Here is a 23,995-nt window from a genome sequence, read left to right as displayed (position 1 = left end):
CGCGCTCGAGCTCTCAGCCCGTGACGATCCGCCCGTGCTCCAACCGCACCACGCGGTCGACCAGCCCGGGCGGCACGGTGACGTGCGAGATGAGCACGACGGCCTGGTCGTCGCCGACTGCGCCGAGGAGGTCGGCGAGCAGGGCATCGGATGCCTCGGGGTCGACGCCCGCGGTCGGCTCGTCCAGCACCAGCACCGGGAAGCCACGCAGCAGTGCGCGGGCGAGCGCGATGCGCTGCGCCTGGCCGCCCGACACGAGCGCGCCGCGCTCGCCGACGCGCGCGTCGAGCCCGCCGCGCTCGCGTAGCCAGTCGCCCAGGCCGACGCGTGCGAGCGCGGACTCGAGGTCGGCGTCGCTCGCGGTGTCGCGTGCGAACAGCAGGTTCTGGCGGATGTCCTCGTCGAAGAGCATGGGCTGCTGCTCGCACATACCGACGGTGCGCCGCACGTCGTCGCCGGCGAGTTCGCTCACCGGTCTTCCGCCGATCTCGTAGCGGCCCTCGGTCTCGAGGAAGCGCACGAGGGCGTGGGCGAGCGTCGTCTTGCCGGCGCCGCTCGACCCGACGACGAGGAGGCGCTCGCCGGGGCGGACGTCGAGGTCGACGTCGTGGAGCGAGGCCTCCGCTCCCTCCGGCCAGCGCACCGAGGCGCCGCGCAGCCGGATGCCCTGGCCAAGCGCCGGGCCCTCGCCGATGGCCGCGGCGGTCTCGTCGACGAGCGCGTCGGGCAGCCGGTCCGGCAGCACGCCGGCGATGCGGTCAGCGGATGCCGCCACCTGCCGCCACGCGGCGGCCGCCAGCGGGACGGCGGTGAACACCTCGAATACGGCCATCGGCACGAGCACCACGACGGCGAGGGACGGCCCGCCGAGGGCTCCGGACTCCACGCCGGGCAGGGCAGCGAGGACCGCCAGGATCGACGCGCCGCCCGCGAGGAGCGAGACGATCGCGGTAGTGCCCGCCTGCGCGCCGGCCCGCTTCACGACGGCGCGGCGCACGGCGGCGTCGGCCGCCGCGACGCGGGTGCGGCTCTCGGCCTCGGCGCCGAAAGCGGTCAGCACGTCGAGACTGCCCAGATGGTCGAGCACGGCGTCGGCGAGGCGCGCGCGCAGCGGGGCGATGTCGCGCTCCGCACGGGCGCCGGACGCCCAGCCCCACAGGGTCGCGGCCAGTCCGGCGGCGACGAGGCACGCGAGGAGCACAAGACCGGCGGGCCACCACACGATCGACACGAGCACGACCGCCCCGAGGGCGACGGCCGCCGACGCGACGAGCGGCTGCACCACGCGCAGCGGCAGGTTCTGCAGATCGTCGACGTCGTCGACCAGTGCACCGAGCACCGAGCCGCGCCCGGTGCGCGTGAGGCCGTCCGGCGCGAGCGGGACGAGGCGGCGCACGAGCGCCGCGCGGGTGCTCGCGAGCTGGCGCAGGGCGGCGTCATGGCCGGCGAGCCGCTCGAGGTAGCGGAAGGTCGCCCGGGAGAGCGCGAAGAGGCGCACGCCCACGACCGCCGCCGAGAGATAGAGCACCGGCGGCTGCTCGCTCGCCCGCACGATGAGCCACGCGCTGACGGCGAGGAGGGCGACCGCGGACGCCTCGGAGGCGAAGCCCGCCGCGAGCGCGGGCCAGAAGCGGCGGACGGGCGGCATCGCGCCCCTGAGCACATCGGCGCGGGTGACCGTCGTCATACGACCACCCCCGCGGGCTCGAGGCGCACGACGGCATCGGCGATCGCGCGGGCACTCGTGCGGTGCGACACGAGCAGGACAGTGGCGCCCTCATCGGCCAGGGCGCGCACGCTCCGCCACAGCTGCGCCTCGGTGTCGGGGTCCAGCGCGGCGCTGGGCTCGTCGAGGGCGATCACCCCGGCTCGGCCGCGGAGCCGGCGATAGAACGCCCGCGCGACGGCCACACGCTGCGCCTGGCCGCCCGACAGCCCGGCGCCCTGGACACCGAGCGCGCGGTCGGGCGCGAGTTCGTCTGCGCACGCCAGTGCGAGTGCGCGCCGCACCAGCGCGGCATCGGGCTCGCCGTCGCCGAGGGCGATGTTGGCGGCGATCGAACCGGCGATCAGGCCGGGCTGCTGTCCGGCCCAGGCCAGCCAGGTCGATGGCGCGACCGCGCGCACATCCGCGCCGTCATAGGTCGCTTCGCCCTCGAACGCGGCGGCGCTCCGCAGCGCGGCGAGGACGCTGGACTTGCCGGCGCCGCTCGGTCCCTCGATCAGGGTCACGGTGCCCGCTGTCGCGGCGAGCGACACGGGCGGCAGCATCCGCTCGCCCCGCCGCACGCGCACGTCGCTCAACCGCAGCTCCCCGCCCTGTTGAGTGTCCACGGGACGCGGTTCCCCGGGCGCCCGGGACGGCGTTCTGTGGACACTCGACGGGGATGACGGGCGGCGGAGCGGTGCGGGACCGCGGGCGGTGGGCGCGAGGGCGGGGGATGAGGGTGCCGCTGCGGCGGCGTCGAGCACCTCGAACACGTCCCGGGTCGCCGCCACGCCCTCGGAGGCCGCATGGAACTGCACACCGACCTGCCGCAGCGGGAGGTACGCCTCGGGTGCGAGCAGCAGTACGAAGAGCCCGACGCCGAGGAGGAGGGTGCCGTCGATCAGGCGGAAGCCGATCGACACGGCGATGATCGCGACGGAGATGCTCGCGAGGAATTCGAGGGCGAAGCCCGAGAGGAACGACACGCGCAGCACCCGCATCGTCTCGCGGCGGTACTCGCCGGTGACCTGCTCGATGGATGCCGCAGCCCGGTGCTGCCGGCCGAACACCTTCAGTGTCGAGAGTCCCTGCACGGTGTCGGCGAAGCGCGCCGCGAGGCGGTGCAGCGTGTTCCACTGCCGCTGCTGCACAGAGCGCGTGGCGAGCCCGATGAGCACCATGAAGACCGGGATGAGGGGGAGGGTCAGGACGACGGTCAGGCCCGAGATCCAGTCCTGCCACCACATGACGGCGATGATGATCGGCGTCGCGACGACCGTCTGCACGAGCTGCGGCAGATAACGCCCGAAGTACGCCTCGAGCGCGTCGAGTCCGCGGCCGGCGGTGACGGCGAGCTGGGCGGAGTTGCGCCCGTCGAGCCATCCGGGGCCGAGATTGCCGACCGCGTCGATGAGCGCGGACCGCAGCTGCGACTGAACGCGAGCGGCGGCGCGAGCGGCGATCGCCTCGCGTGCCCACAGCAGCACCGCGCGCACGCCGACGACGACCGCGAGGGCGATCAGGGTCGCGGCGAGGTCGGGCAGCGGCATCCCGTCGATCGCTCCCGTGATCGCGCGCGTGAGCAGCCACGCGAAGGCGACGATGACCGCCGTCTGCGCCACAGCGACGGCTCCGATCGCGACGAAGAATCCGCGCGAAGCCGAGGCGTACCGCAGGAGGCGGGGATCGACGGGCCGACCCGACCGTCTGCCGGGCTCGGTGGGTTCGTCGTCGCTCATGGCCCTTCGACCCTACCCACCGCGCCCGGGTCAGTGGACGAGCGCGGCCGCCTTCTCGATGCGCGAGCGCGAGACGCGCTTGCGGAAGATCCAGTACGTCCAGCCCTGGTAGAGCAGCACGAGCGGGAGGAAGATCGCGGCCGCCCACGTCATGATCGTGAGCGTGTAGTCGGTGCTCGACGCGTTCTCGATCGTGAGGCTGTGCGCGATGTCGGTCGACGACGGCATGACGTACGGGAACAGCGCGAACCACAGGGTCAGCACGGCGGCCACGATCGTGGCGGCGCCGAAGCCGAACGCCCAGCCCTCGCGGTCGCGCAGATTGAACACCAGCGACATGATCAGGGTCACCGCGGCGACTCCGGCGCAGCCTATGACGGCGGCCATCAGCGGCGCACCGTGACCGGCGGCGATGAAGATGGTCCAGATCAGGAACGCGGCGGCGACGACCACGGTCAGCAGGCCGGCGCGGCGGGCCAGACGCCGGGCGTCCTCGTGCACCTGGCCGTCGGTCTTCAGCGCCACGAAGTACACGCCGTGCGTGAAGAACAGCAGCAGGGTCGTGAGGCCGCCGAGCAGCCCGTACGGGTTGAGCAGCGTGAGGAACGAGCCCGTGAACTCGTGGTCGGCGTCCAGCGGCACGCCCTGCACGATGTTGGCCACGGCGACGCCCCACAGCAGCGCGGGCACCGCCGAACCGATCACGATCATCGTGTCGAAGCCGCGCTTCCACCGCAGGCTGTCGCGCTGGTGCCGGTACTCGAACGAGACACCGCGCAGGATGAGCGCGAGCAGGATCAGCAGCAGCGCGAGGTAGAAGCCGCTGAAGAGCGTGGCGTACCACTCCGGGAACGCCGCGAACAGGCAGGCGCCCGCGACGATGACCCACGTCTCGTTGAGGTCCCACACCGGGCCGATGGTGTTGATGATCTGACGGCGGCCGATGTCGTCCTTGCCGAGGAAGGGGAGAGACATGCCGACACCGAAATCGAAGCCGTCGAGCACGAAGTAGCCGACGAACAGGAAGCCGACGATCCAGAACCAGAGGTAAGCGAGGTCCATGTCGATGCTCCTAGTAGACCGTCGTGGGGGTGTCTTCGACCGCGCGCTCCCGGGGATCGGGATCGTCGGGTCCGGGCAGCGGCTCCGGCCCCTTCTTCGAGGTCTTGATGATCAGGCCGATCTCGACCACGGCCAGCGCGGCGTAGATCAGGGTGAAGGCGACGAGCGAGATGAGCACCGTCCAGCCGGGGACGCTGGGCGAGACGCCGTCCTCGGTCAGCATGAGGCCGAACACGATCCAGGGCTGCCTGCCCATCTCGGTGAAGACCCAGCCGACGAGGATCGCGAAGAGCGAGGCAGGCCACGCCCAGACCGCGAGCTTCCACGCCCACTGCGGCACGTCGCGCTTGGCCTTCTTGCGCGTGAGCCACAGGCCGACCACGGCGGTGAGGGCCGCGATGCCGCCGAGGCCGATCATCCAGCGGAACGACCAGTACGTCACCCACAGGATCGGGGCGAAGTTGCCGTCGACCTGGTCGGCGAACTGCGGGAACAGCTCGGTCGTGTACTGCATGTTGAGGTCGTTGATGCCCTCGACGCAGCCGTCCAGCGTGTGCGTCGACAGGAACGCCAGCAGATACGGCACGCGGATCGAGAACAGCTCGGTCGACCCGTCGGGTGTGCCCAGCGTGAAGATCGAGAACGAGGCATCCGCTCCGCACGCGCTGTCGAACATCGCCTCGGCGGCGGCCATCTTCATCGGCTGCGTCGAGACCATCACGAGGCTGAGCTGGTCGCCGGAGATCGCGACGCCTGCGAAGGCGACGATCATGCCCCACAGTCCGTAGCGCAGCGATGACCGCATCATCTCGACGTTCTGGCCACGCATGAGATGCCAGGCCGAGATCGAGATGATCACGCCGGCGGTCATCATGAACGCCGCGAACAGGGTGTGGGGGAGCGCGGCCAGCGCGACCGGGTTGGTGAGGACCGCGAAGAAGTCGGTCATCTCGGCGCGGGAGCCATCATCGGCCATCCGGAATCCGACCGGGTTCTGCATGAATGCGTTCGCCGCGAGGATGAAGTACGCCGAGAACCAGGCGCCGATCGTCGCGATCCAGATGCTCGCGAGGTGGAGCGCGCGCGGCAGGCGGTCCCAGCCGAAGATCCACAGGCCGATGAACGTCGCCTCGAAGAAGAACGCCATGAGTCCTTCGAAGGCGAGTGGGGCGCCGAACACGTCTCCGACGAAGCGCGAGTACGCCGACCAGTTCATGCCGAACTGGAACTCCTGCACGATGCCCGTGACCACGCCCATGGCGAAGTTGATCAGGAAGATCTTGCCGAAGAAGCGGGTGAGGTGCAGCCACTTCACTTCTCCGGTGCGGTGCCACGCCGTCTGGAAGATGGCCACGGTGAGCGCCATTCCGAGCGTGAGGGGCACGAAGAGGAAGTGGTACAGCGTCGTGAGGCCGAACTGCCAGCGGGCGAGCAGCAGAGGGTCCAGCAGATCCACGAGGCGTTCTCCGATCGCTCGAGCAGGATGTGTGGTCTGACCACGGTAACATGTGGTCAGACCACAGGGAAGACTTCGATCCGAAGCGTGATCCCCGCACTCAGCGTTCCAGTCGTGACGCACCGCCGCTCGAGCGGGAGCCGTGAAAAAGAGCCTCCCACCGCGGCCCCGGCCGCATGGCGCGGGCTACCCTCGAACCATGGCGACCAGGTCGAAGCGAGGGATGGCGCCGTGAGTGCGATTCCCGTCACCATCGCGCCCCGGATGCCACGCCCCGACGCACGCTCTCCGCACGCGCTCGCGGGCGGTCCGGGCGACCCGCTCGTCGACACGCACGGTCGCGTCCACCGTGACCTGCGCATCTCGCTCACCGACCGCTGCTCACTGCGCTGCACGTACTGCATGCCCGAGCAGGGGAATGAGTGGCTCGCACGGTCGAGCATCCTCTCGACCGATGAGATCGTGCGCATCGCCACCGTCGCCGCGGCCGACGGCGTCACGACGTTCCGGCTCACCGGCGGCGAACCCCTGCTGCGCACCGACATCGTCGACGTCGTGCGACGCCTCGCCGCGATCGCCGCGCCGGACGGGCGCCCGGTCGACATCGCGATGACGACGAACGGCATCCGCCTGCGCGAGCTGCTTCCCGAGCTCACGGACGCGGGCCTGCGTCGGCTGAACATCTCGATCGACACGGTGCGTCGCGACCGCTTCCACGAGCTCACGCGCCGCGACCGCCTCGACGACGTGCTCGACGGGATCGCGGCGGCCGCGGCATCCGCTCTGCGTCCGTTGAAGCTCAATGCGGTCGCCATGCGCGATGTCAACGACGACGAGCTGGTCGACCTCGTCGAGTTCGCCGTCGCGCACGACGCGCAGATGCGGTTCATCGAGCAGATGCCGCTGGACGCCGGCCACACGTGGGACCGCGCGCGCATGGTCACGCAGGACGAGATCCTCGCGACGCTGTCGGCGCGCTGGTCGCTGACGCCGGTTCCCGGACGCGGCGGCGCCCCCGCTGCGCGCTGGCTGCTCGACGGCGGACCGCACACGGTCGGCGTCATCGCATCGGTGACGGCACCCTTCTGCGGCGACTGCGACCGCCTGCGCCTGACCGCCGACGGCCAGCTGCGCAACTGCCTGTTCTCCACGACCGAGTACGATCTGCTGCCGATCCTGCGCAGCACGGGGTCTGGCGACCGCGAGGAGGCGATCGACCGGATGCTGCGCTCCTGCGTGCACGGCAAGCTCCCGGGTCACGCGATCAACGATCCGAGCTTCCTTCAGCCTGCGCGCGGCATGAACGCGATCGGCGGCTGAGGTCGTGGGTCGCCTCACCGTCCATCGCCCCATCGTCAAGGTCGTGATCGCCGACGACGGTGTCGGCGAGCGTCGACGCAGCGACACCCTGGCCGTCGAGGAGCCCCTCGAGATCCGTGTCGGTGGCGCGCCGCTCGCGATCACCATGCGCACGCCTGGGCACGACGTCGAGCTCGCCGCAGGATTCCTGGTGTCGGAGGGTGTGATCGCCCGCGGCGACCAGTTCCGTTCGGCCATCCACTGCGGCGGACCGGGCACGGGCGCCGTCGGCGTCGCCGGCAGCGCCGAGAACACCTACAACGTGCTCGACATCACTCTCGCGCCCGGCGTCGCGCCGCCCGACCCCGAGCTGGCGCGCAGCTTCTACACGACGAGCTCATGCGGGCTGTGCGGCAAGGCGTCGATCGATGCGGTCGAGACGGTCTCGTCCTACGAGGTGGGGACGGATGCCGCGACCCTCGGCGCCGCGGATCTCCTGGCGCTGCCCGATCGACTGCGTGCAGAGCAGGCGGTGTTCGGGAAGACGGGCGGTCTGCATGCCGCTGCGCTCTTCGACGCCGGCACCGGCGAGCTGCTCGTCGTGCGCGAGGACGTCGGACGCCACAACGCCGTGGACAAGGTCGTCGGGTGGAGTGTGCTGAACGACCGCCTGCCGTTGCGGGGGACCGTGCTGCAGGTCTCGGGACGAGCGAGCTTCGAGCTCGTGCAGAAGGCAGTCATGGCCGGCATCCCGATCCTGTCGGCCGTGTCCGCACCGTCCTCGCTCGCGGTGGAGCTGGCGGAGGCATCCGGCCTCACACTCGCGGGGTTCGTGCGCGGAAAGTCGCTGAACCTGTACGCGCGTCCCGATCGTGTGCTGCGGGGTTCGCCGGGCTGACGGCGACGGAACGGTGGCGCGCGTCCGGCGTCGTGCGCCGCTCATGCGCGGTTGCGTGGCGCGCGCGTCTCCGTGCGCCGCGTTTGCGCGCGCCGCGTTTGCATGCGCTGCGTCTGCATGCGCTGCGTCTGCACGCGCTGCGTCTGCATGCGCCGCGTTTGCGCGCGCTGCGTCTGCCGCGCAAGCGTCTCCGTGCGCCGCGTCTCCGCGAACCGGCCCCGCGCGCCGGCTCACGAGCACCGCCTCACGCGCCCAGGCGGACACGGCCACCGTCACGCCGGGCGCCGCGCGTCGCGCCGATCGAGCAGCCGGGTCGGAGACTTCGTCGCGGGATGCCAGCGGGCGGAGGAATCCCACCAGGACGGGCCGCGGATCTCGGGCACTCCGCGATTCATCCTCACCTTCCATCCGCCGGTGTCGATCGTGCGGTGATGGAACCAGCAGAGGAGGACTCCGTTATCGGTGTGAGTGGGGCCGCCCCGCTCCGCCTCTTCCACGTGGTGGATCTCGCACCAGGCCGACGGCACGCTGCAGCCGGGAATGACGCAGCCGCCGTCGCGCAGCGCGATGGCCTTGCGCTGGTGGGCGGCGAAGACGCGGTCTGCGATGCCGATGGAGAGGATGCGGCCTCGTTCGTCGACGCTCACCCGCTGCACGGCGCCCGTGCACGCGACCTGGCGCGCGACGGAGAGGGCCATCGGCTCGTCGCAGTCGTCGAGGTGCGCGTAGCCGCGATCCTGCGCCAGGTCATCGGCCCGCACGGAGACGACGAGTGTCGGCGCGGAGCCGCCGATGGTCGGCAGCTCGCCCGAACGCGCGGCGACCGTCAAGGCGGTCGCGAGGGCGTCGTGCTGCTTCTGCACGCGGCTGCGGGCGTCGGCGTCGTCCGTCGAGACCGTCTCGCTCTCCACGAAGGCGGGCCCCGTCGCCGACGCGGTGACCTTCGGGCTCAGCAGGCTGTCGAAGACGCGGCGGAGCTGCCCTGCGACCTCGGGAAGCAGCGAGCCGCGGAGCGGGACCAGTCCGTCGCGACATGCGCCGAGCGTCAGCCCGCGCTTGCGGAGTGCACGCGCCTCGCGGGGCTCGGCGCCGTCGGGGTCGAGGTACATCGCCCACACGCTCGCCTGCAGTCGCAGCTCCTCGGCGCACGGCTGCGCGCCCTCGTCGGCCCCGCGTGCGGCGATGGCCAGTTCGTCGTCGGCGCTGCGGCGCTCCGGACCCTCGCACTCGGCGCGGTCGAGAGTGTCGATGACGGCGAGGAGCGCATCGATCCCCACGACGCCGTCGGCGGCCGCCGTGCGCATGGCGGGATAGGACGCATCGAGTGCCGTGCCGGTCGTCGGCGCGGTGTCCTGCGCGATTCCTCGGCCCGCGCGCAGCAGTTCTCCGGCCGTGCGGCGCGAGACCAGCGTCACGCGCTGCACGAGTTCGCTGACCGATCGGCAGCCGTGCACTGTGGTGATGCGTTCGGCGTGGGGCGCAGCATCCGCTCGCTCATCGACCTGCGCCGCCAACTCGGCCAGCAATGCGTCGGTCTGGCGGCGGAGGCGAGCCAGCGCGGCGAGGGCCGCGAGGAGGTCGTCGTCTGACAGGCGCGCGGCGATGTGGGAGTCGAAGGCCTCGGTGACGAGGGCGCCGAGCTCGTGACAGATCGCGCTGAGCGGTTCGGCGAGGTCTGTCATGACCCCATTCTGCCGACCCCCTCCGACATCGATGTCGACACAGAATCCCAGATCAAATGACGAAACCGCTGTGGATGACCGCCCGCTCGACCCGCTTGTGGAGGAACCGGTAACACCCTGCCGTCACTGCGCCGAGAGGTGCACCACGCACTGCGCGGGATCGCACGCCGGCGCAATGCCCTCGACCTTCAGAGGCCCGCCGGCCTGGGCGAGCACGGAATCCATGAGGCCGACGTGCACCTGGCACAGCGTGCCGCGGTGGTCGGTCGCGGGCGCGTGCGGGCACGGGGTGAGGTCGACGGTCAGGGTGTCCTCGTCCACGAGCGGGTCGAACCCGGCCGCGGCGAGATCGTCCACCAGCGCGTCGAGCTGGTGCAGGGCGTCCGGCGGGAGGGCGTCGCCGGCCTCGGTCGGGTAGACCCGGCGCAGCAGGTCGCCGCGACGCGCGGCATCCTTCGCCCTCCGGACGGCGACCGGACTGTACGCCGCCGCTTCGCCGGCCGCCGCTTCGCCGGTCGCCGCGGTGTAGAGCACGCGGGGACGACCCCGCGTGGTGCGGCGCTCCGTCTCGGCGATGACGTACCCGGCCTCGATCAGCCGCTGCAGGTGCTCGCGCACGGTGTTGGGGTGGAGGCCGGTGGCCTCGACGAGTTCCGCGATCGGCCGCCGGGCCCTCTGCTGGATCAGATGCATGATCTCGACGCGTGAGTAGCTCGAGATCGCGCTGTATCCGGCGGTCATGTCTCCATTATCCCGGGGCGGCGGGGCATGCCGCCGCCCACCGCTCACGTCAGAAGACGAACAGCTGCCCCATGATCAGGATCGCGATGAAGAACACCGCGAGGATCGCGCCGACGATGGCGAGCGTCTTGCCCGACAGCTTGGCGACGGCCCAGCCGACGAGGAACGGCAGCGCGAAGAGCAGGATCGCGACGATCCACCAGAAGGCCACGTACCCGCCGGTGGTCGCCTCCGAGAGGCGGCCGCCGAAGAGCTGCTGTGTGGCGGGGTGCGTCGCGAAGCGCACGGCCGCCGAGATCGGCACGGCGACGAACGCGAAGATGATGAGGCCGAGCAGCGCGCCCCAGAGCCCCGGGCTGCCGTTGCCGCTGAGCACACCGCCGTGCGGTGCGTCCTGCTGGTGATGTCCTGATGCCATGCGCATGACTTTATCGACAGGGGTACGGGTGCGCGCGTCATCCGAACAGGATGAGACGGCGGGTCGCTGACGTCTCTGCTGCGCCACGGCGGGCCGTGCCGCCGACGCGAGATGAGCCGGCGTTCTGACAGTCTGGACAGACGACGACGTGACGGAGGGCGATGGGCGAGCGGGAGGAAGGACTCTTCCGCCGCCCGGCGTTCGTCCGCTACTTCTCCGCTGTCGCCATCGGCGCCTTCGGAACGGCGCTGACCGCTGTGGCGATGCCCGTGCTCGTCGTCGACGTGCTCGAGGCCGATCCGTTCGAGGTCGGGATCGTCGCGGCGGCGCAGTTCGTCCCCTACGCGCTGCTGGGCCTGGTCGCCGGAGTGTACGTCGATCGGTGGCGCCGCCAGCGCGTGCTGGTGTGGGCGAGCGTCGGCAGGGCCGTCAGCCTGGCGCTCATCCCGGCGCTGTGGCTGGCCGGGCTCCTGGATGTGTGGGTCCTCGTGGGGCTGCTCCTGCTCTTCGGCTCGTTCGCAGTGTTCGGATTCGCCGCGACCCAGTCGCTCCTGCCGCAGATCGTCGAGCGGCGCGCGCTCCTCGCCGCCAATGCCCGGCTCGACCAGGCCGAGGCTGCAGCACAGACCGCCGGCCCCGCACTCGGCGGCGGGCTCGTCGGCCTCATCGGCGCACCGCTCGCGATCGCGGTCGATGCCGTGACCTACATCGTCGACGCCGTGCTCATCGCGGGTGCGCGCATCTCCGAGACCCTCGAGCGCGGCCGCGCCGAGCGCTCGCTGCGCCGCGAGATCGCCGAGGGGCTGCGCTGGTCGTATCGGCACCGCACCCTGACGCCACTCGCCTGGTCGACCCACGTCTGGTTCTTCGCGAACGCCGCAGCGCTCACGGTCCTCGCGGTCTTCGCGCTGCGGGCTCTCGGGCTGTCGCCGTTCGCCTACGGGCTGCTCTTCGCGGTCGGCGGTGCGGCGACGCTGCTCGGCGCGGCGATCGCGTCGCGCACCGGAAGCCGCTTCGGCCCCGGAGCGGTGATCACGTGCGCCCGCGGTCTCTACCCCGTGGCGTGGGCGACGATCGCGCTCATCCCCGACACCGAGGCGGCCGGAACGAGTGCGCTGGTGGCGCTCTTCGCCGCGTTCGCGCTGCAGGGGTTCGCAGCGGGAGTGGAGAACGCGAACGAGATGAGCTTCCGGCAGATCGTGACGCCGGACGCCCTGCTCGGACGCGTGAACGGCACGCTGCGTTCCGTGAATCGCACGTTCGCCGCACTGGGCGCGATCGCGGGAGGGACGGCCGCGTCCCTGGCCGATCTGAACGCGGTGCTCTTCGGGATCGCCGCGGTCTTCGCGACCGCCTTCCTCATCGCCCTCCTGTCGCCGGTGCGCACCGCGACGGCGGAGTGAGCCCAGGGCGCACCGGTGGCGCCGCCTCAGCTGAGCCCCGCGTCGACGCGCTCGCGCAGCCAGGCGGCGGCGACGACGCCCTGCTCGCGCTGGAAGTCGCGCAGGGTCGGCAGCTGAGGCACGACCGGGCGCACCGCGGAGCGCAGGAAGTAGGCCGCGACGGCGGCGACGATCGACGTGACGCCTGCGGCGGGCGCGGTGGCTGCGAGCGTCGACTCCGCGAACACCGACTCGGGGGAGGGCGTGCCGGGGAACAGGCACACGCTCGGCACCGCCAGCACCCAGTCCAGCCACGGTGCGCCGACGCAGACCTCGGTCCAGTCGACGATCACCACGTCGTCGCCCGACATCAGCATGTTGTCGGCTCGAAGGTCACCGTGCACGAGAGAGGCGCCGGCCGCGGCATCCCGCCACCCTTCCGCCAGCGTCCGCACGGCCTCGAGATTCGCGGAGATCCACGGGTCGATGAGCGCCGCCGGGTCGCCCGGTGCGGTCCTCGCCCAGCCGTCGAGGTCGTCGGGAGCGCGCGCCGCGAACGTCTCCGCCTCGATGGGTGACGGGGTGAGGGATGCCGCAGCCTCTTCGAACGCCCGGATCATCCGCGCCCGCTCGGCGGCGACGGAAGGGTTCGGCGCCCGGCCGGTGACGTGCTCGAACACGACCGCGACCCAGTCGCCGTCGTCGCTCGAGGCGATCATGCGCGAGGCGAAGGGGAGCGAGCCCAGTCGCGCGAGGTTGTCGCGCTCGCGGCGCAGCAGATCGGCGCTGCCCGGTCCGGTCGCAGTGCCCACCGCCTTCACGAACACGGTGCGTCCGTCGGAGAGCGCCACGCGAGCGGCGAGGCCGGGGGAGAAGCCCCCGGTCGCGGTCGTCGTGGCGATCACCGCCGCGCCGACGAGCTCCTCGATGCGCGCGCGAACGGAGACCGGCACGTCGGTCCAGACGAGGCGACTCCCGCCGCCGTGCACATCCATCGCAACAGAGTAGCGACGGGCCGGGTGCCGTCTCGACGACGGCACCCGGCCCGTGATCACTGCCGCGCGGTCAGCCGCAGGTCTGCAGCCCGTACGACGCCTCGGTCACCGAGGTGACCGGCTCGCCGTCGCGTGTCGCATCCGCCGTGACCGACACCGTGCCGGCCTCGATGTTCGCCAGGCGCGTGGTGAACGCCTGCGACGTCGTCTTGCCCGGCTGGACCACGACGGTCTTGCTGCCGTACGTCGTCCGGACGGCGAGAGTCGCGGCGATGTCATCGACGTTCATCGCCTGCACGACGAGCGTCACCTTGCCCGCGATGCAGCGCGAGGTCGTGGTGACCTCGATCTGCGGTCCGGCCTCCGGCAGGTCGATCGTCTGCGGTGCGACGCTCTCGAGCGTCGGGACCACCGGCTTGATGAGGCCGTCGGTGCCGAACTCGAGCTTGTCGATCGTCGTCTCGCGATGGTTGCCGTCGCCGCCCGGGATCGCGAAGCGGTGGTACGCGATGTACCAGTCGTCGGTTCCCGGCACGTTGATGATCGAGCTGTGGCCAGGGCCCTTGATGCCGAGCGACAGGTCCTTCTGCAGGATCACGCCGCGGTACGTCCACGGCCCGTTCATGCTCGTCGCCGTGGCGTATCCGACGCGGTAGTTCTCCGACCCGGTGTCGTCGATCGCGTACGTCAGGTGGTAGAGCCCCTCGCGATAGTTGAAGAAGACACCCTCACGGAAGTTCGTGAGCCCGTTGATGCGCTGGTACGTCCCGGTCTTGAGCGAGGTCATGTCGTCGTTCAGCTCGGCGAGCACGGCCGCGTTGCCGCCGTTGCCCCAGCCGAGGTACCAGGTGCCGGTCACCGGGTCGTGGAAGGCGGCCGGGTCGATCGCCTGGCCTGACGTGACCTCCTCGTTGTTGAGGATCATCGCGGTGGGCTGGGCCACGAACGGTCCCTCGGGGCTGTCGCCCACGGCCACGCCGATCGTCTTGCGGTTCAGCGCGGCGTTGTGCCCGCTGAAGTAGAAGTAGTACTTCCCGTCCCGCTCGATGATCGTGGGCGCCCACGCGTTGCCCGTCGCCCACGGCACGTTGCCGTTCGCGCCGTCGAGCGTGAGGAAGGGCTCGTCCGAGCGCTCCCAGTCGACGAGGTTCTTCGAGCTCCACACGTAGAAGTCCTTGCCGCCCCAGCCGGCGTAGCCGTCCGTCGTGGCGTAGATGTAGTACGTGTCGCCGAAGACCGCGATGTTCGGATCGGCGTAAAGGCCGGGCAGCACGGGGCTGTTCACGACCCGCGCCTCGATCGTCCACGTGGTGGTCCCGCCGTCCGGCTCGGACAGCGTGTAGGTGACCGGGCTGCTCAGGTCGACCACCGTGCCCGACGCGGGCGAGACGGTGACGCCCGGTGCGGTGCTGAAGGTCGGCGCCAGCGCGGTGAGGTCGGTGCCCTTCACGACGGGGATCACGGCCGTGTGCGCGGTGGAGTCGACGAACGGCGCGACCTTGAGCTTCGACGGGTCGGACAGCGACACCTCGAGCAGCTGGTCGGTGACGCCGGCGTTGGCGAGCACTTCGCCCGCCGACAGCGCCCGGTTGTAGACGCGCACGTTGTCGAACCAGCCCTGGAAGTACCCGTCGGCCGAGTAGAGCGACTTGCCGAGGTAGCCCACCAGGTTCTCGCCGAGGTCGGCCACCGTGGCACCGAGGGCCGCGTTCTCGCCGAGCTTGACGCCGTCGGAGTACACGGTCATCTTCGCGCCGTCGAACACCACGTCGATGCGGTGCCATTGACCGCTGCTGACGGTTCCGGTGACGGCCGCCTCGTTCTGCCACGACGTCTGCGTGATGGCGCTGCGCACGTCGCCGCCGCGGAGCCGCAGGAAGTAGTACTTGCTGGTGTCGGCGCCGAACGCGAAGGTGAAGAAGTTGCCACTGGTCTTCTCGGACTTGACGTCCATCGACACGGTCATCGTGCTGCGACCGTCGAAGAAGCCGGTCGGGAAGGCGGCGAAGCCGTTGGCCGAGCCGTCCAGCTTGAGTGCCTGGCCCTGAACGGCGTCGGTCGCGACCGCGGCCGTGCCGCTCTTGGTCAGGTCGGCGTTGCCCACCGAGTCCGCCAGCGTCCCGTCGTCGAAGGTGTACTCGGCGATCGGCTGCTGCTGCGGCTCCTCCGGTTCCTCCGGGTCGACCGGCTCGTCGCCGTACGCCTCGAGCAGGCGCTCCTCCTCAGCGGCCGACAGGCGCAGCACCGAGCCGTGGCGGAAGCGCTGGTCGAACGAGTACTGATCGGCCCCGCTGCCCACGGTCAGCTGACGGAACTGCAGGCTCTCGAGCGTGTCGGCGATGTGGCCGTAGTACCCGCTCTGGTCGCCCATCGCTGCCCAGCGGCCGTCGGGCAGCTGGTAGACCGTGAGGCCTTCCATCGAAGCGCGCAGACCGTGAGCGGATGCCTCGCCCCGCGCGATCTCGCGGGTCCAGGGGCCGTCGAGGCTGGGTGCCGTGTCGACGACCGTGTGCCAGTCGGAGGTGGAGAAGCGGTAGTAGGTGTCGCCCTCCTTCGCGATGGTGGAGTCGATGATGTTCGGCCCCGTGAGTCCGTCGCCCTTCTCGTTGAGCGACGTCCAGATCTCGGGCTCGGTGAATGTGACGAAGTCGCGGGTCTTCGTGAGGTACATGCGCAGCGCCCAGTCGGGGGTGCCGTCGTCGGTGCGGTCGCGGGCCGCCCAGTACACGTAGTACTCGCCGGTCGCCTCGTTGTAGGTCGCCTCGGGCGCCCACACGCAGCCGGCCTGGTCGAAGCCGGCGAACACGATGCGCTGGTCGCTCCAGTTCACGAGGTCGGTCGACTCCCACACCACCAGGTTCTGGCTGGCGTTGAGCTGGTCCCACCCGGAGCCCCCGGCACCGCCGCCCTCGGCGTGCAGGTCGGTCCCGATGATCCAGTACTTGTCGCCGTCGGGGGAGCGCACGAGGTGCGGGTCGCGCACGCCGAGGTCGCCGGCGAGGTTGGCGAGGATCGGCTTGTTGTCGTTGAGCTTCGACCAGTGCAGGCCGTCCTCGCTGTAGCCGTAGAAGATCTTCTCGTAGCCGCCCTCGGCCGCGAAGTGCGTCCACAGGTAGCCGGCGGTGTAGTCGGTGTCGAGGTCGACGGGCGCGGCGGTGACGGTGACGGGGATGCTGCGGCTCGCGGCGGTGCCGGGAACGGTGGCGGTCAGCGTGACCGCGGTGTCGGCGGCGCCGCGCGTCACGACGCCAGCGGGGGTGCCGTCCTGTGCGCTCGTCGTGATGACGCCTGCGGGCGATGCGCTCCAGGTGACGTCGCTGCCGTTGACCGGGCCCGACGTGGGCAGCGTGATGTTGCCGCGGATGTCGTCGGCGTTCGGGATCACGATCGCGTCCAGGTCGGCCTGGGCGAGCTGGTCACCACCCGGGAGCGGAAGCACCGTCGCCGTGAAGGTGCGGGTCGCGGATGCCGCACCCCGCGTGAGCGTGGCGGTCAGCGTGACCTCGGCCGGAGCCTCGCCGGCGGCGGGGCGGGTGACGACGCCGGCGGCGGAGACGGTCGCCGAGTCGCTGGACGCCCACGCGATCGCGGCGCCGTTCGCGCCCGTGGTCGGCAGCGTGAGGTTCGCGGTGACGCCGCTCAGATCGCCGAGCGACAGAGCCGCAGCATCCCGCTGCAGTCGCGTGTCGTCGCTCGGAACCAGGGCCGACACCTCCGACGCGCTCAGGGCGGCGTCGTAGATGCGCACATCGCGCAGGCTGCCGGCGAGGCGCTTGTCGGCGTCGTAGACCGACCTGCCGAGGTAGTTCGCCGTGGTCACGCCGCCGCCGATCGATCCCGGCGTGATCGTGACGCCGGTGTTCTGCGCGACCTGTACGCCGTCGAGGTATACGCGGGCCGTGTCGGTTGCGTCGTCCAGCGTGTAGGTGATCGTCTTCCACACATCGCGCTCGAGGTTCGCGCTGCTGTTGGCGGTCTGCTCAGTGGACCAGTTGCCCGACGCGATCGAGGTCTTGTACGTGTTGCCGGTCGAGTAGAGGTATCCGTTGCCGACGCCGGCGGAATCGGTGTTGCCGAAGCCGTAGATGAAGTACGGCGTGCCCTGGGCGCTACGCACGAGCACCTCGGCGCTGACGGTGATCGACGTGAGCCCGGCCAGCAGATTGTCCGGCAGCTTCACGTGGTCGTCGGCGCCGTCGAGGCGCACCCCTTCACCGCCGGTGAGGGCGGGCGAGCCCACGTATGTTCCGTCGCGCCCGGCACCGGTTGCGTCGACCGCGATCGCTCCGGTCGTCTCGGTCAGCGGGTAGTGGGCCACGAGCGTCGTCGCGGCGACGGCCGGCTGGGTCGCGGCGATCACGCCGGTCAGGCCGAGGGCGATCGCCGTCAGGCTCGCGAGCGTGCGTCGGACTAGGGGCTGCTTCATCGCACATCCTTCGTTCGCCGCGGCGGCGCGGCGTGTGGGGAAGAGGTTTCCGTGCGATGTTAGCGCTCACCAGATGGGTGAGGCAAGGGTTGAGTTACCGCTCACACGATCGCCGTGCGGGCGAACGGCGGCGGAAACAGCGCTGCCCACCATCCCGATGGGAGAGTGGGCAGCGTCGAGCGCCTGATGTGGTCACCGCTTCGGCGTGCGGTTCTCCGCGCTCACCATCCACGAGAGCTGCTCCACACGCTCAAGGATCGCGTGGAGGATGTCAGCACTGGTGGGGTCTTCTTCGTCGACGTCGTCGTGGACGTCGCGACAGGTCATGGCGACGGCATCCAGTCGCTCGGTCATGAGGTCGACCACCTCGGTGGTCGCGATCTCGCCCTGGGGGAACTCGGGCAGCGTCGTGGTCTCGGCCACGACGTCGCTGCGCCCATCGGGCAGGGCGTGCAGCGAGCGCATGCGCTCGGCGACGGTGTCGGCGAAGTCGCGGGCGGCCTCGATGATCTCGTCGAGCTGGAGGTGCGTGTCGCGGAAGTTGCGGCCGACGACGTTCCAGTGCGCCTGCTTGCCCTGGAGCGACAGCTCGATCAGATCGACGAGCACCTTCTGCAGGTTCTCGCTGAGGGCTTCGGATGCCGTGAACCCGTGCTCCGCGTTCTGCTCGCTCGTCAACTCGGCGCCGACTCCGCCTCGGGCCGTGCGCCGCTTGTTCTTGGAGGTTCCCGCGGCGGTCTTCGTCGAGGCGGTCTTCTTCGCGGTGGTCGTGGCCACGATGTCTCTCCTGTTCGTCGGGACTCTTCGAAACTAATCAGCCCGTCTCCTGCACGCCCGGGGATTGCACTGCCCGGGACGACGTGCTACTCGCTGCGCTGCCGCCGCCGATCCGGAGGTGTGCGCGCAAGCGAGCCGCGACCCGGCCGCGGATGCAGTGGGCTGACCGCGCACGTAGGATCGTGCTCGGGTTCCCGACCGCTCGGGCCCGGTGAGGGGGCGTCGATGGGCGACGACGGACGGACGACCTGGATCCTGGTCGACGGCGAGAACATCGACGCGACGCTCGGCGGGTCGATCCTCGGGCGTCGGCCGCAGCCGGACGAGCGCCCCCGATGGGACCGGCTCATGTCGTTCGCGTCGCGCACCTGGCGCCAGCCGGCCCGCGGACTGTTCTTCCTCAATGCCACGACCGGCATCCCGATGGCGTTCGTGCAGGCCCTGAAAGCGATGGACTATCAGGTCGTGCCGCTGTCAGGCGCACCCGACGAGAAGGTCGTCGACATCGCGGTGCAGCGCACGCTGCGGGCGATCGTCGACCGCGCCGACGACGTCATGCTGGTGAGCCACGACGGCGACTTCCTCGACGACGTCGCCGCGCTGGTGGACGGCGAGCGGCGGGTCGGAGTGCTCGCGTTCACCGAGTTCCGCAACGCCGGATTCGCGACGCTCCCCGGCATCGAGAAGTTCGACCTCGAGTACGACGCCCAGGTCTTCGACGCGCCGCTGCCACGGGTGCGCGTCATCCCGATCGAGGAGTTCGACCCCGCGATGTTCCTGCGCTGACTCGCAGGGTGCGCGGAGCATACGCTCCCGCAACACGCGTTCCACTGGACTGGCCCTGTCGGCACGAGAGCCGGCGGGAAGCAGGAACCGTGTCGAACGATTCTCCGGCCGCGCGCCCCCGCTCGGCGCGAACGATCGCGGCGGCGCTCGCCGTCACAGCCGTCGGCATCCTCACGCTGGCCCCGCGTTCGCTGGTGGCGCCGGCGCGCGGAGCGTTTCTGACCGCGGTGGATGCGGCGTCCGCACCGCTGCTCGCCTGGCTCCCGTTCGGCGATGCCGAGCGCGTGCTCAACACGGTCATGTTCGTGCCGCTCGGAGCCACCGTCGCGCTGCTCCTCGGGCGCCGGTGGTGGCCGCTCGCGATCCTCACCTGCTCGGCAGTGTCGGCGTGCGTCGAGCACGTCCAGGGGTCGATCCCGGGTCGCGTGCCCGACCCCGCCGACGTGCTGTGGAACACGGTCGGCGCGGCGATCGGCGTCGCCGTGGTGACTGTCGTGCGGCTGATCGGCGGCGCGGTGCGCAGCCTCAGGAGAGCGGATCGGATGCGGCGGTCCAGGCCGTGACGGTCGATTCAGTCCCGGCCCCACGGGGGCGCGGGAGTCCCACGCGCACGTGCAGTCCGCCGCCGGGACGGGCGGTGATGTCGAGCACCCCGTCGTGGGCGCGCACCACGGCCGCGACGATCGCGAGTCCGAGGCCGGGGCCGCGCTCCGTCTCGGCGCCGCGCGTGCGTCCGGCGCCGCGGACGAACGGCTCGACGAGTGCGCCGGCGGCGGCGGGGTCGAGGACCGGCCCGGTGTTGGCGACGACCAGCTCGGCCGACCGCGCGGTGCCCCCCGTCGTCACCGACACCCAGCCTCCCGACTCGTTGTGCACGACCGCGTTGTGCACGAGGTTCGCGGCCAGCCGCGCGAGCAGAGTGCGGTCGCCCAGCGCGGTGGCCGGCGTGAGTGACGTGTCGATGCGGATGTCGGCGGCCGCGGCATCCGCCGTCTCGTCCTCTACAGCCCCGGCGACGATCGACGCGAGGTCCACCGGTTCGCGCTTCCAGCTTCCGCCGCGTCCGGCGCGCGCCAGCGCGAGCAGGGCCTCGGTCGTCGCGATCGCGCGGTCGTTGGTGTCGCCGATGCGCCGGAGCACCTCGTCGACATCGCGGCCGTCGGGGTCGGCCTCCGCGACCTCAACGATCGTGCGGATGATCGCGTGCGGCGTGCGCAGCTCGTGCGAGGCGTTGGCCGCGAAGCGGCGCTCCTCGTCGAGCGTCTGCTGCACGCGCGCGAGCATCGCGTCGAAGGCGTCGGCGAGCTCGGTCAGCTCGTCACGGGCGCCGGGCAGGTCGATGCGGTGGTCGAGCGACCCGTCGCGAGCGCGGCGGGCGGCGTCGGTGATGCGATCGAGCGGCTTCAGCATGCGTCCCGCGAGCAGCCAGCCGCCCACGAGACCGAACGCGGCGAGCCCGGCGAGGGCCCACCACGCGTAGCGCACGAACACTTCGAGGAGATTGGTGCGATTCGGCGCCCAGCCGCCGCCCACCACGTAGACGTTGCCCTCGGGCACGAAGCGTAGCAGCAGGAAGCCGACGGCGAACAGCGCCGCACCCGCGACGATCAGGAAGCCGGCGTAGCTCAGCGTGAGCTTCACCCGCACCGACAGCCCGTGCGGACGCCCCGTGCGGGGAGCGGATGCCTCACCCCGCGGCATCCGTCACCTCACTCACCCGGTAGCCGACGCCGGGCACCGTCTCGATCACCCACGGCTCGCCCAGGCGCTTGCGCAGGGTCGAGATCGTGATGCGCACGGCGTTGGTGAAGGGGTCGGCGTTCTCGTCCCACGCCCGCTCGAGCAGGTCTTCGGCGCTGACCACCCCGCCCTGCGCCGTCAGCAGCACCTCGAGCACCGCGAACTGCTTGCGAGTCAGCGAGACGTAGCGTCCGTCGCGGTACACCTCACGCCGGAACGGGTCGAGCCGCAGGGCGCCGAACTCGACCACCGGGGGAGTGCCCGCGGCCGGCCGTCGTCCGAGCGCGCGCAGCCGCAGGACGAGTTCGCGCAGCGCGAAGGGCTTGGTGAGGTAGTCGTCGGCGCCGCTCTCGAAGCCGGCCGCCTTGTCGTCCAGCCGGTCGGCCGCGGTCAGCATGAGCACGCGTGGACCCGCCGGCAGCGTCGCCACGTGGCGGGCGATCTCGTCGCCGTTCGGGCCGGGGATGTCGCGGTCGAGCACGACCACGTCGTACGGGTTGACGGCGAGCAGCTCGAACGCGGTGTCGCCGTCGCCCGCGAGGTCGGCCGCGATCGCCTCCAACCGGAGTCCGTCGCGGATGGCCTCGGCGAGGTACAGCTCGTCCTCGACGATCAGCACGCGCATGGCGACCAGCCTAGGTCGCCCCATGTATCGCGGGTGTATGCGAATCCGCGTACGCCGTCGCAACGCGCGCCCGCGTGGGATGGTCGCATGTCACTCCCCACCGCATCCCCTGTGCGTCCGCCTGCTCGTCGTGGGCACGCGTCCTTCGTCGCGATCGGCGCGGTCGCGGCCGTGCTGCTCGCTGCGGCTGCCGCGACCGCGGCCTACCTGTGGAGCCCCGCGCAGGCGCTGTCCGCGCCCTTCGTGCCGAGCGCGGCCGCGGGCGAGCTCGCGGCCCCCGCCGCGATCGACGACGACTCGCTGCCCGCGATCGCCCACCTCGACCCCGCCCTGCGCGACGCGGTGCGCGGGGCCGCCGCCGCCGCGGCCGCGGACGCCGTCGCGTTCGAGATCACCGGCGGATGGCGGAGCCGGGAGTACCAGCAGTGGCTGCTCGGCGACGCCATCACGACGTACGGCAGCGAGGAGATCGCGCGGCAGTTCGTCGCCACCCCCGACCGCTCGCACCACGTGACCGGCCACGCCGTCGATGTGGGCCCGCTCGATGCCCAGTTCTGGCTCATCGAGCGCGGCGCCGAGTGGGGGCTGTGCCAGATCTACGCCAACGAGCGCTGGCACTTCGAGGTCGCGACCGACCCCGGTGGCGAATGCCCCGCGCTGCTTCCCGATGCGGAGGGGTGAGGCCGCGCCGGCGTTCGTCGGCCCGGCCCACTCCGGCCCGCCCCGGCTCAGTCGGCGGGGCCGCCGCTCAGCTGCCCGCCAGGCCACCGCTCAGCCGGCGGTGGAAGGCGGTGGTCGCCTCGTTCATGCCGACCAGCTCGACCGTGGTGCCGCGCTGCTCGTACTTCGTGACGATCGCGTCCAGGGCGGCGACGGTCGAGGCATCCCACACATGCGAACGGGTCATGTCGATGACCACCTCCGCCGGATCGGACGCATACTCGAACTGCGTCGTCAGGTCGTTGCTCGACGCGAAGAAGAGCTCGCCGTCGACCCGGTAGCGGGCGACGTCGCCGTCGACGGTGCGGGTGACCGTCGTGAAGTGGGCCACGCGCCGCGCGAAGAGCACCATCGCCGCGAGCACACCGGCGATGACACCGACCGCGAGGTTGTGCGTCCACACCGTGAGCGCGACGGTCACGACCATCACGAGCGTCTCGCTCAGCGGCATCCGCTTCAGTGTGGAGGGGCGGATGCTGTGCCAGTCGAACGTCGCGACCGAGACGGCGATCATCACGGCCACGAGGGCGGCCATCGGGATGATCGCGACGATGTCGCCGAGCGCGACCACCAGGACGAGTACGAAGACGCCGGCCATGAAGGTCGAGATGCGGGTGCGGGCGCCCGACGCCTTCACCCCGATCATGGTCTGGCCGATCATCGCGCAGCCCCCGGTGCCGCCGAAGAACGCGGAGGCCAAATTCGCCACGCCGAGCCCCCACGCCTCGCGGGTCTTGCGAGAGTGCGTGTCGGTGATGTCGTCCACGAGCTTCGCCGTCATCAGCGACTCGAGCAGGCCGACGAGGGCGACCGCGAGCGCGTACGGCGCGATGATCTGCAGCGTCTCCCACGTCAGGGGCACGTTGGGGATCAGCAGCTCCGGCAGGCTGCGCGGCAGCTCGCCCTGATCGCCCACGTCGGGCACGGAGATGCCGAACGCCACGACCGCGGCGGTCAGCAGCACCACCGTCACGAGCGGGGCGGGCACGGCGCGGGTTATGCGCGGCCAGAGGACGAGGATGCCGAGCCCGACCGCGACGAGCACATAGACCGCCCACGGCACGTCGATGAGCTGCGGCAGCTGCGACACGAAGATGAGGATCGCGAGCGCGTTGACGAAGCCGACCATGACGCTGCGGGGGATGAAGCGCATGAGCCTCGCGACGCCGAGCACGGCGAGGACGATCTGCAGGATGCCCGCGAGGATGACGGTCGCGATGAAGTAGTCCATGCCGTACTCGCGCGAAACCGGCGCGATCACGAGGGCCACGGCCCCCGCGGCCGCCGTGATCATCGCGGGTCGGCCGCCCGTGAACGCGATGACGACGGCGAGCACGAAGGACGAGAACAGGCCGACGCGAGGATCGACCCCCGCGACGACGGAGAAGGCGATCGCCTCGGGGATGAGCGCGATCGCGACGACGAGGCCCGCGAGCAGCTCACGCGTGAGGATGCGCGGACTGCGCAGGGCCTGCAGCACCGTCGGCTCGATGCGGTAGCGGGACGGGCTGTCGGGGCGGGTGACAGATGCAGCGGACATG

Annotated in this window: 19 protein-coding genes; 6 read left to right on the top strand and 13 right to left on the bottom strand. The window is 71.2% G+C overall.

Going from position 1 to position 23,995, the window contains the following annotated elements; genetic code table 11:
- Positions 1 to 13 precede the first annotated feature (13 nt).
- Genes cydC through H9622_RS08060 form a run of 4 tightly spaced genes read right to left on the bottom strand, consistent with a single transcriptional unit; the run spans position 14 to position 5,965 of the window.
- Positions 14 to 1,687, bottom strand: coding sequence for a thiol reductant ABC exporter subunit CydC (gene cydC / locus H9622_RS08075; protein ID WP_191765878.1), 1,674 nt, complete (start codon positions 1,685 to 1,687; stop codon positions 14 to 16).
- The gene (gene cydD, locus H9622_RS08070; protein ID WP_191765877.1) at positions 1,684 to 3,447 is read right to left on the bottom strand and encodes a thiol reductant ABC exporter subunit CydD; all 1,764 of its coding nucleotides are present in this window, start codon (positions 3,445 to 3,447) and stop codon (positions 1,684 to 1,686) included. Before cydD ends, cydC begins: the two co-directional genes overlap by 4 nt.
- Positions 3,448 to 3,477: 30 nt before the next feature.
- The gene (gene cydB, locus H9622_RS08065) at positions 3,478 to 4,509 is read right to left on the bottom strand and encodes a cytochrome d ubiquinol oxidase subunit II (RefSeq protein WP_191765876.1); all 1,032 of its coding nucleotides are present in this window, start codon (positions 4,507 to 4,509) and stop codon (positions 3,478 to 3,480) included.
- Positions 4,510 to 4,519: 10 nt separating this feature from the next.
- The gene (locus tag H9622_RS08060; RefSeq protein ID WP_191765875.1) at positions 4,520 to 5,965 is read right to left on the bottom strand and encodes a cytochrome ubiquinol oxidase subunit I; all 1,446 of its coding nucleotides are present in this window, start codon (positions 5,963 to 5,965) and stop codon (positions 4,520 to 4,522) included.
- Between the two features lie 264 nt (positions 5,966 to 6,229).
- Here H9622_RS08060 and moaA point away from each other — a divergent pair, with 264 nt between their 5' ends.
- Positions 6,230 to 7,285, top strand: a complete 1,056-nt coding sequence (moaA, locus tag H9622_RS08055; RefSeq protein ID WP_191766133.1) for a GTP 3',8-cyclase MoaA — start codon at positions 6,230 to 6,232, stop codon at positions 7,283 to 7,285.
- 4 nt (positions 7,286 to 7,289) lie between these two features.
- Entirely contained in the window at positions 7,290 to 8,162 is an 873-nt protein-coding gene (gene fdhD / locus H9622_RS08050) for a formate dehydrogenase accessory sulfurtransferase FdhD (RefSeq protein ID WP_191765874.1), read from the top strand.
- A gap of 272 nt (positions 8,163 to 8,434) precedes the next feature.
- Here the strand turns inward: fdhD and H9622_RS08045 are convergent, their stop codons facing one another.
- The 3 genes from H9622_RS08045 to H9622_RS08035 form a co-directional block, all read right to left on the bottom strand.
- Positions 8,435 to 9,844: an HNH endonuclease signature motif containing protein gene (locus H9622_RS08045; protein ID WP_191765873.1), complete on the bottom strand. Its 1,410-nt coding sequence runs from the start codon at positions 9,842 to 9,844 to the stop codon at positions 8,435 to 8,437.
- Between the two features lie 123 nt (positions 9,845 to 9,967).
- Positions 9,968 to 10,585 carry a winged helix-turn-helix transcriptional regulator gene (locus H9622_RS08040; RefSeq protein ID WP_191765872.1) on the bottom strand — a complete coding sequence of 206 codons (618 nt, stop codon included), beginning with the start codon at positions 10,583 to 10,585 and terminating at the stop codon, positions 9,968 to 9,970.
- A gap of 49 nt (positions 10,586 to 10,634) precedes the next feature.
- The gene (locus tag H9622_RS08035; protein ID WP_225221830.1) at positions 10,635 to 11,003 is read right to left on the bottom strand and encodes a hypothetical protein; all 369 of its coding nucleotides are present in this window, start codon (positions 11,001 to 11,003) and stop codon (positions 10,635 to 10,637) included.
- Positions 11,004 to 11,164: 161 nt separating this feature from the next.
- Between H9622_RS08035 and H9622_RS08030 the strand changes: the two genes are divergently transcribed.
- Positions 11,165 to 12,406 carry an MFS transporter gene (locus H9622_RS08030; protein ID WP_191765870.1) on the top strand — a complete coding sequence of 414 codons (1,242 nt, stop codon included), beginning with the start codon at positions 11,165 to 11,167 and terminating at the stop codon, positions 12,404 to 12,406.
- 26 nt (positions 12,407 to 12,432) lie between these two features.
- Here the strand turns inward: H9622_RS08030 and H9622_RS08025 are convergent, their stop codons facing one another.
- The 3 genes from H9622_RS08025 to H9622_RS08015 form a co-directional block, all read right to left on the bottom strand.
- Positions 12,433 to 13,380 (bottom strand): phosphotransferase family protein, encoded by a 948-nt coding sequence (locus tag H9622_RS08025; RefSeq protein WP_191765869.1) that lies wholly within the window; start codon positions 13,378 to 13,380, stop codon positions 12,433 to 12,435.
- A 70-nt stretch (positions 13,381 to 13,450) separates the two neighbouring features.
- Positions 13,451 to 17,806: a family 43 glycosylhydrolase gene (locus H9622_RS08020; RefSeq protein ID WP_191765868.1), complete on the bottom strand. Its 4,356-nt coding sequence runs from the start codon at positions 17,804 to 17,806 to the stop codon at positions 13,451 to 13,453.
- Between the two features lie 192 nt (positions 17,807 to 17,998).
- A complete protein-coding gene (locus tag H9622_RS08015) occupies positions 17,999 to 18,583 on the bottom strand; it encodes a Dps family protein (RefSeq protein WP_404802858.1) in 585 nt (194 codons plus the stop codon).
- A 225-nt stretch (positions 18,584 to 18,808) separates the two neighbouring features.
- Between H9622_RS08015 and H9622_RS08010 the strand changes: the two genes are divergently transcribed.
- Together H9622_RS08010 and H9622_RS08005 are read left to right on the top strand one after the other, a co-directional pair.
- A complete protein-coding gene (locus H9622_RS08010; RefSeq protein WP_191765867.1) occupies positions 18,809 to 19,369 on the top strand; it encodes an NYN domain-containing protein in 561 nt (186 codons plus the stop codon).
- Between the two features lie 89 nt (positions 19,370 to 19,458).
- Positions 19,459 to 19,932, top strand: coding sequence for a VanZ family protein (locus H9622_RS08005; RefSeq protein ID WP_191765866.1), 474 nt, complete (start codon positions 19,459 to 19,461; stop codon positions 19,930 to 19,932).
- Here H9622_RS08005 and H9622_RS08000 read toward each other — a convergent pair.
- Positions 19,895 to 21,070 carry a sensor histidine kinase gene (locus tag H9622_RS08000; RefSeq protein WP_191765865.1) on the bottom strand — a complete coding sequence of 392 codons (1,176 nt, stop codon included), beginning with the start codon at positions 21,068 to 21,070 and terminating at the stop codon, positions 19,895 to 19,897. The two genes, H9622_RS08005 and H9622_RS08000, sit on opposite strands and share 38 nt — an antisense overlap.
- Positions 21,057 to 21,734: a response regulator transcription factor gene (locus H9622_RS07995; RefSeq protein WP_191765864.1), complete on the bottom strand. Its 678-nt coding sequence runs from the start codon at positions 21,732 to 21,734 to the stop codon at positions 21,057 to 21,059. The genes H9622_RS08000 and H9622_RS07995 overlap by 14 nt, the downstream gene beginning before the upstream one ends.
- Positions 21,735 to 21,821: 87 nt before the next feature.
- Between H9622_RS07995 and H9622_RS07990 the strand changes: the two genes are divergently transcribed.
- Positions 21,822 to 22,415, top strand: a complete 594-nt coding sequence (locus H9622_RS07990) for a M15 family metallopeptidase (RefSeq protein WP_191765863.1) — start codon at positions 21,822 to 21,824, stop codon at positions 22,413 to 22,415.
- A 67-nt stretch (positions 22,416 to 22,482) separates the two neighbouring features.
- Here H9622_RS07990 and H9622_RS07985 read toward each other — a convergent pair whose 3' ends face one another.
- Positions 22,483 to 23,994, bottom strand: coding sequence for a SulP family inorganic anion transporter (locus H9622_RS07985; protein WP_191765862.1), 1,512 nt, complete (start codon positions 23,992 to 23,994; stop codon positions 22,483 to 22,485).
- Between the last annotated feature and the right edge of the window lies 1 nt (position 23,995).

Source organism: Microbacterium gallinarum (genome assembly GCF_014837165.1).
Lineage (GTDB): Bacteria > Actinomycetota > Actinomycetes > Actinomycetales > Microbacteriaceae > Microbacterium > Microbacterium gallinarum.
Note: the sequence above shows the minus strand (reverse complement) of the source record. Positions and strands in the feature narration are given on the sequence as shown.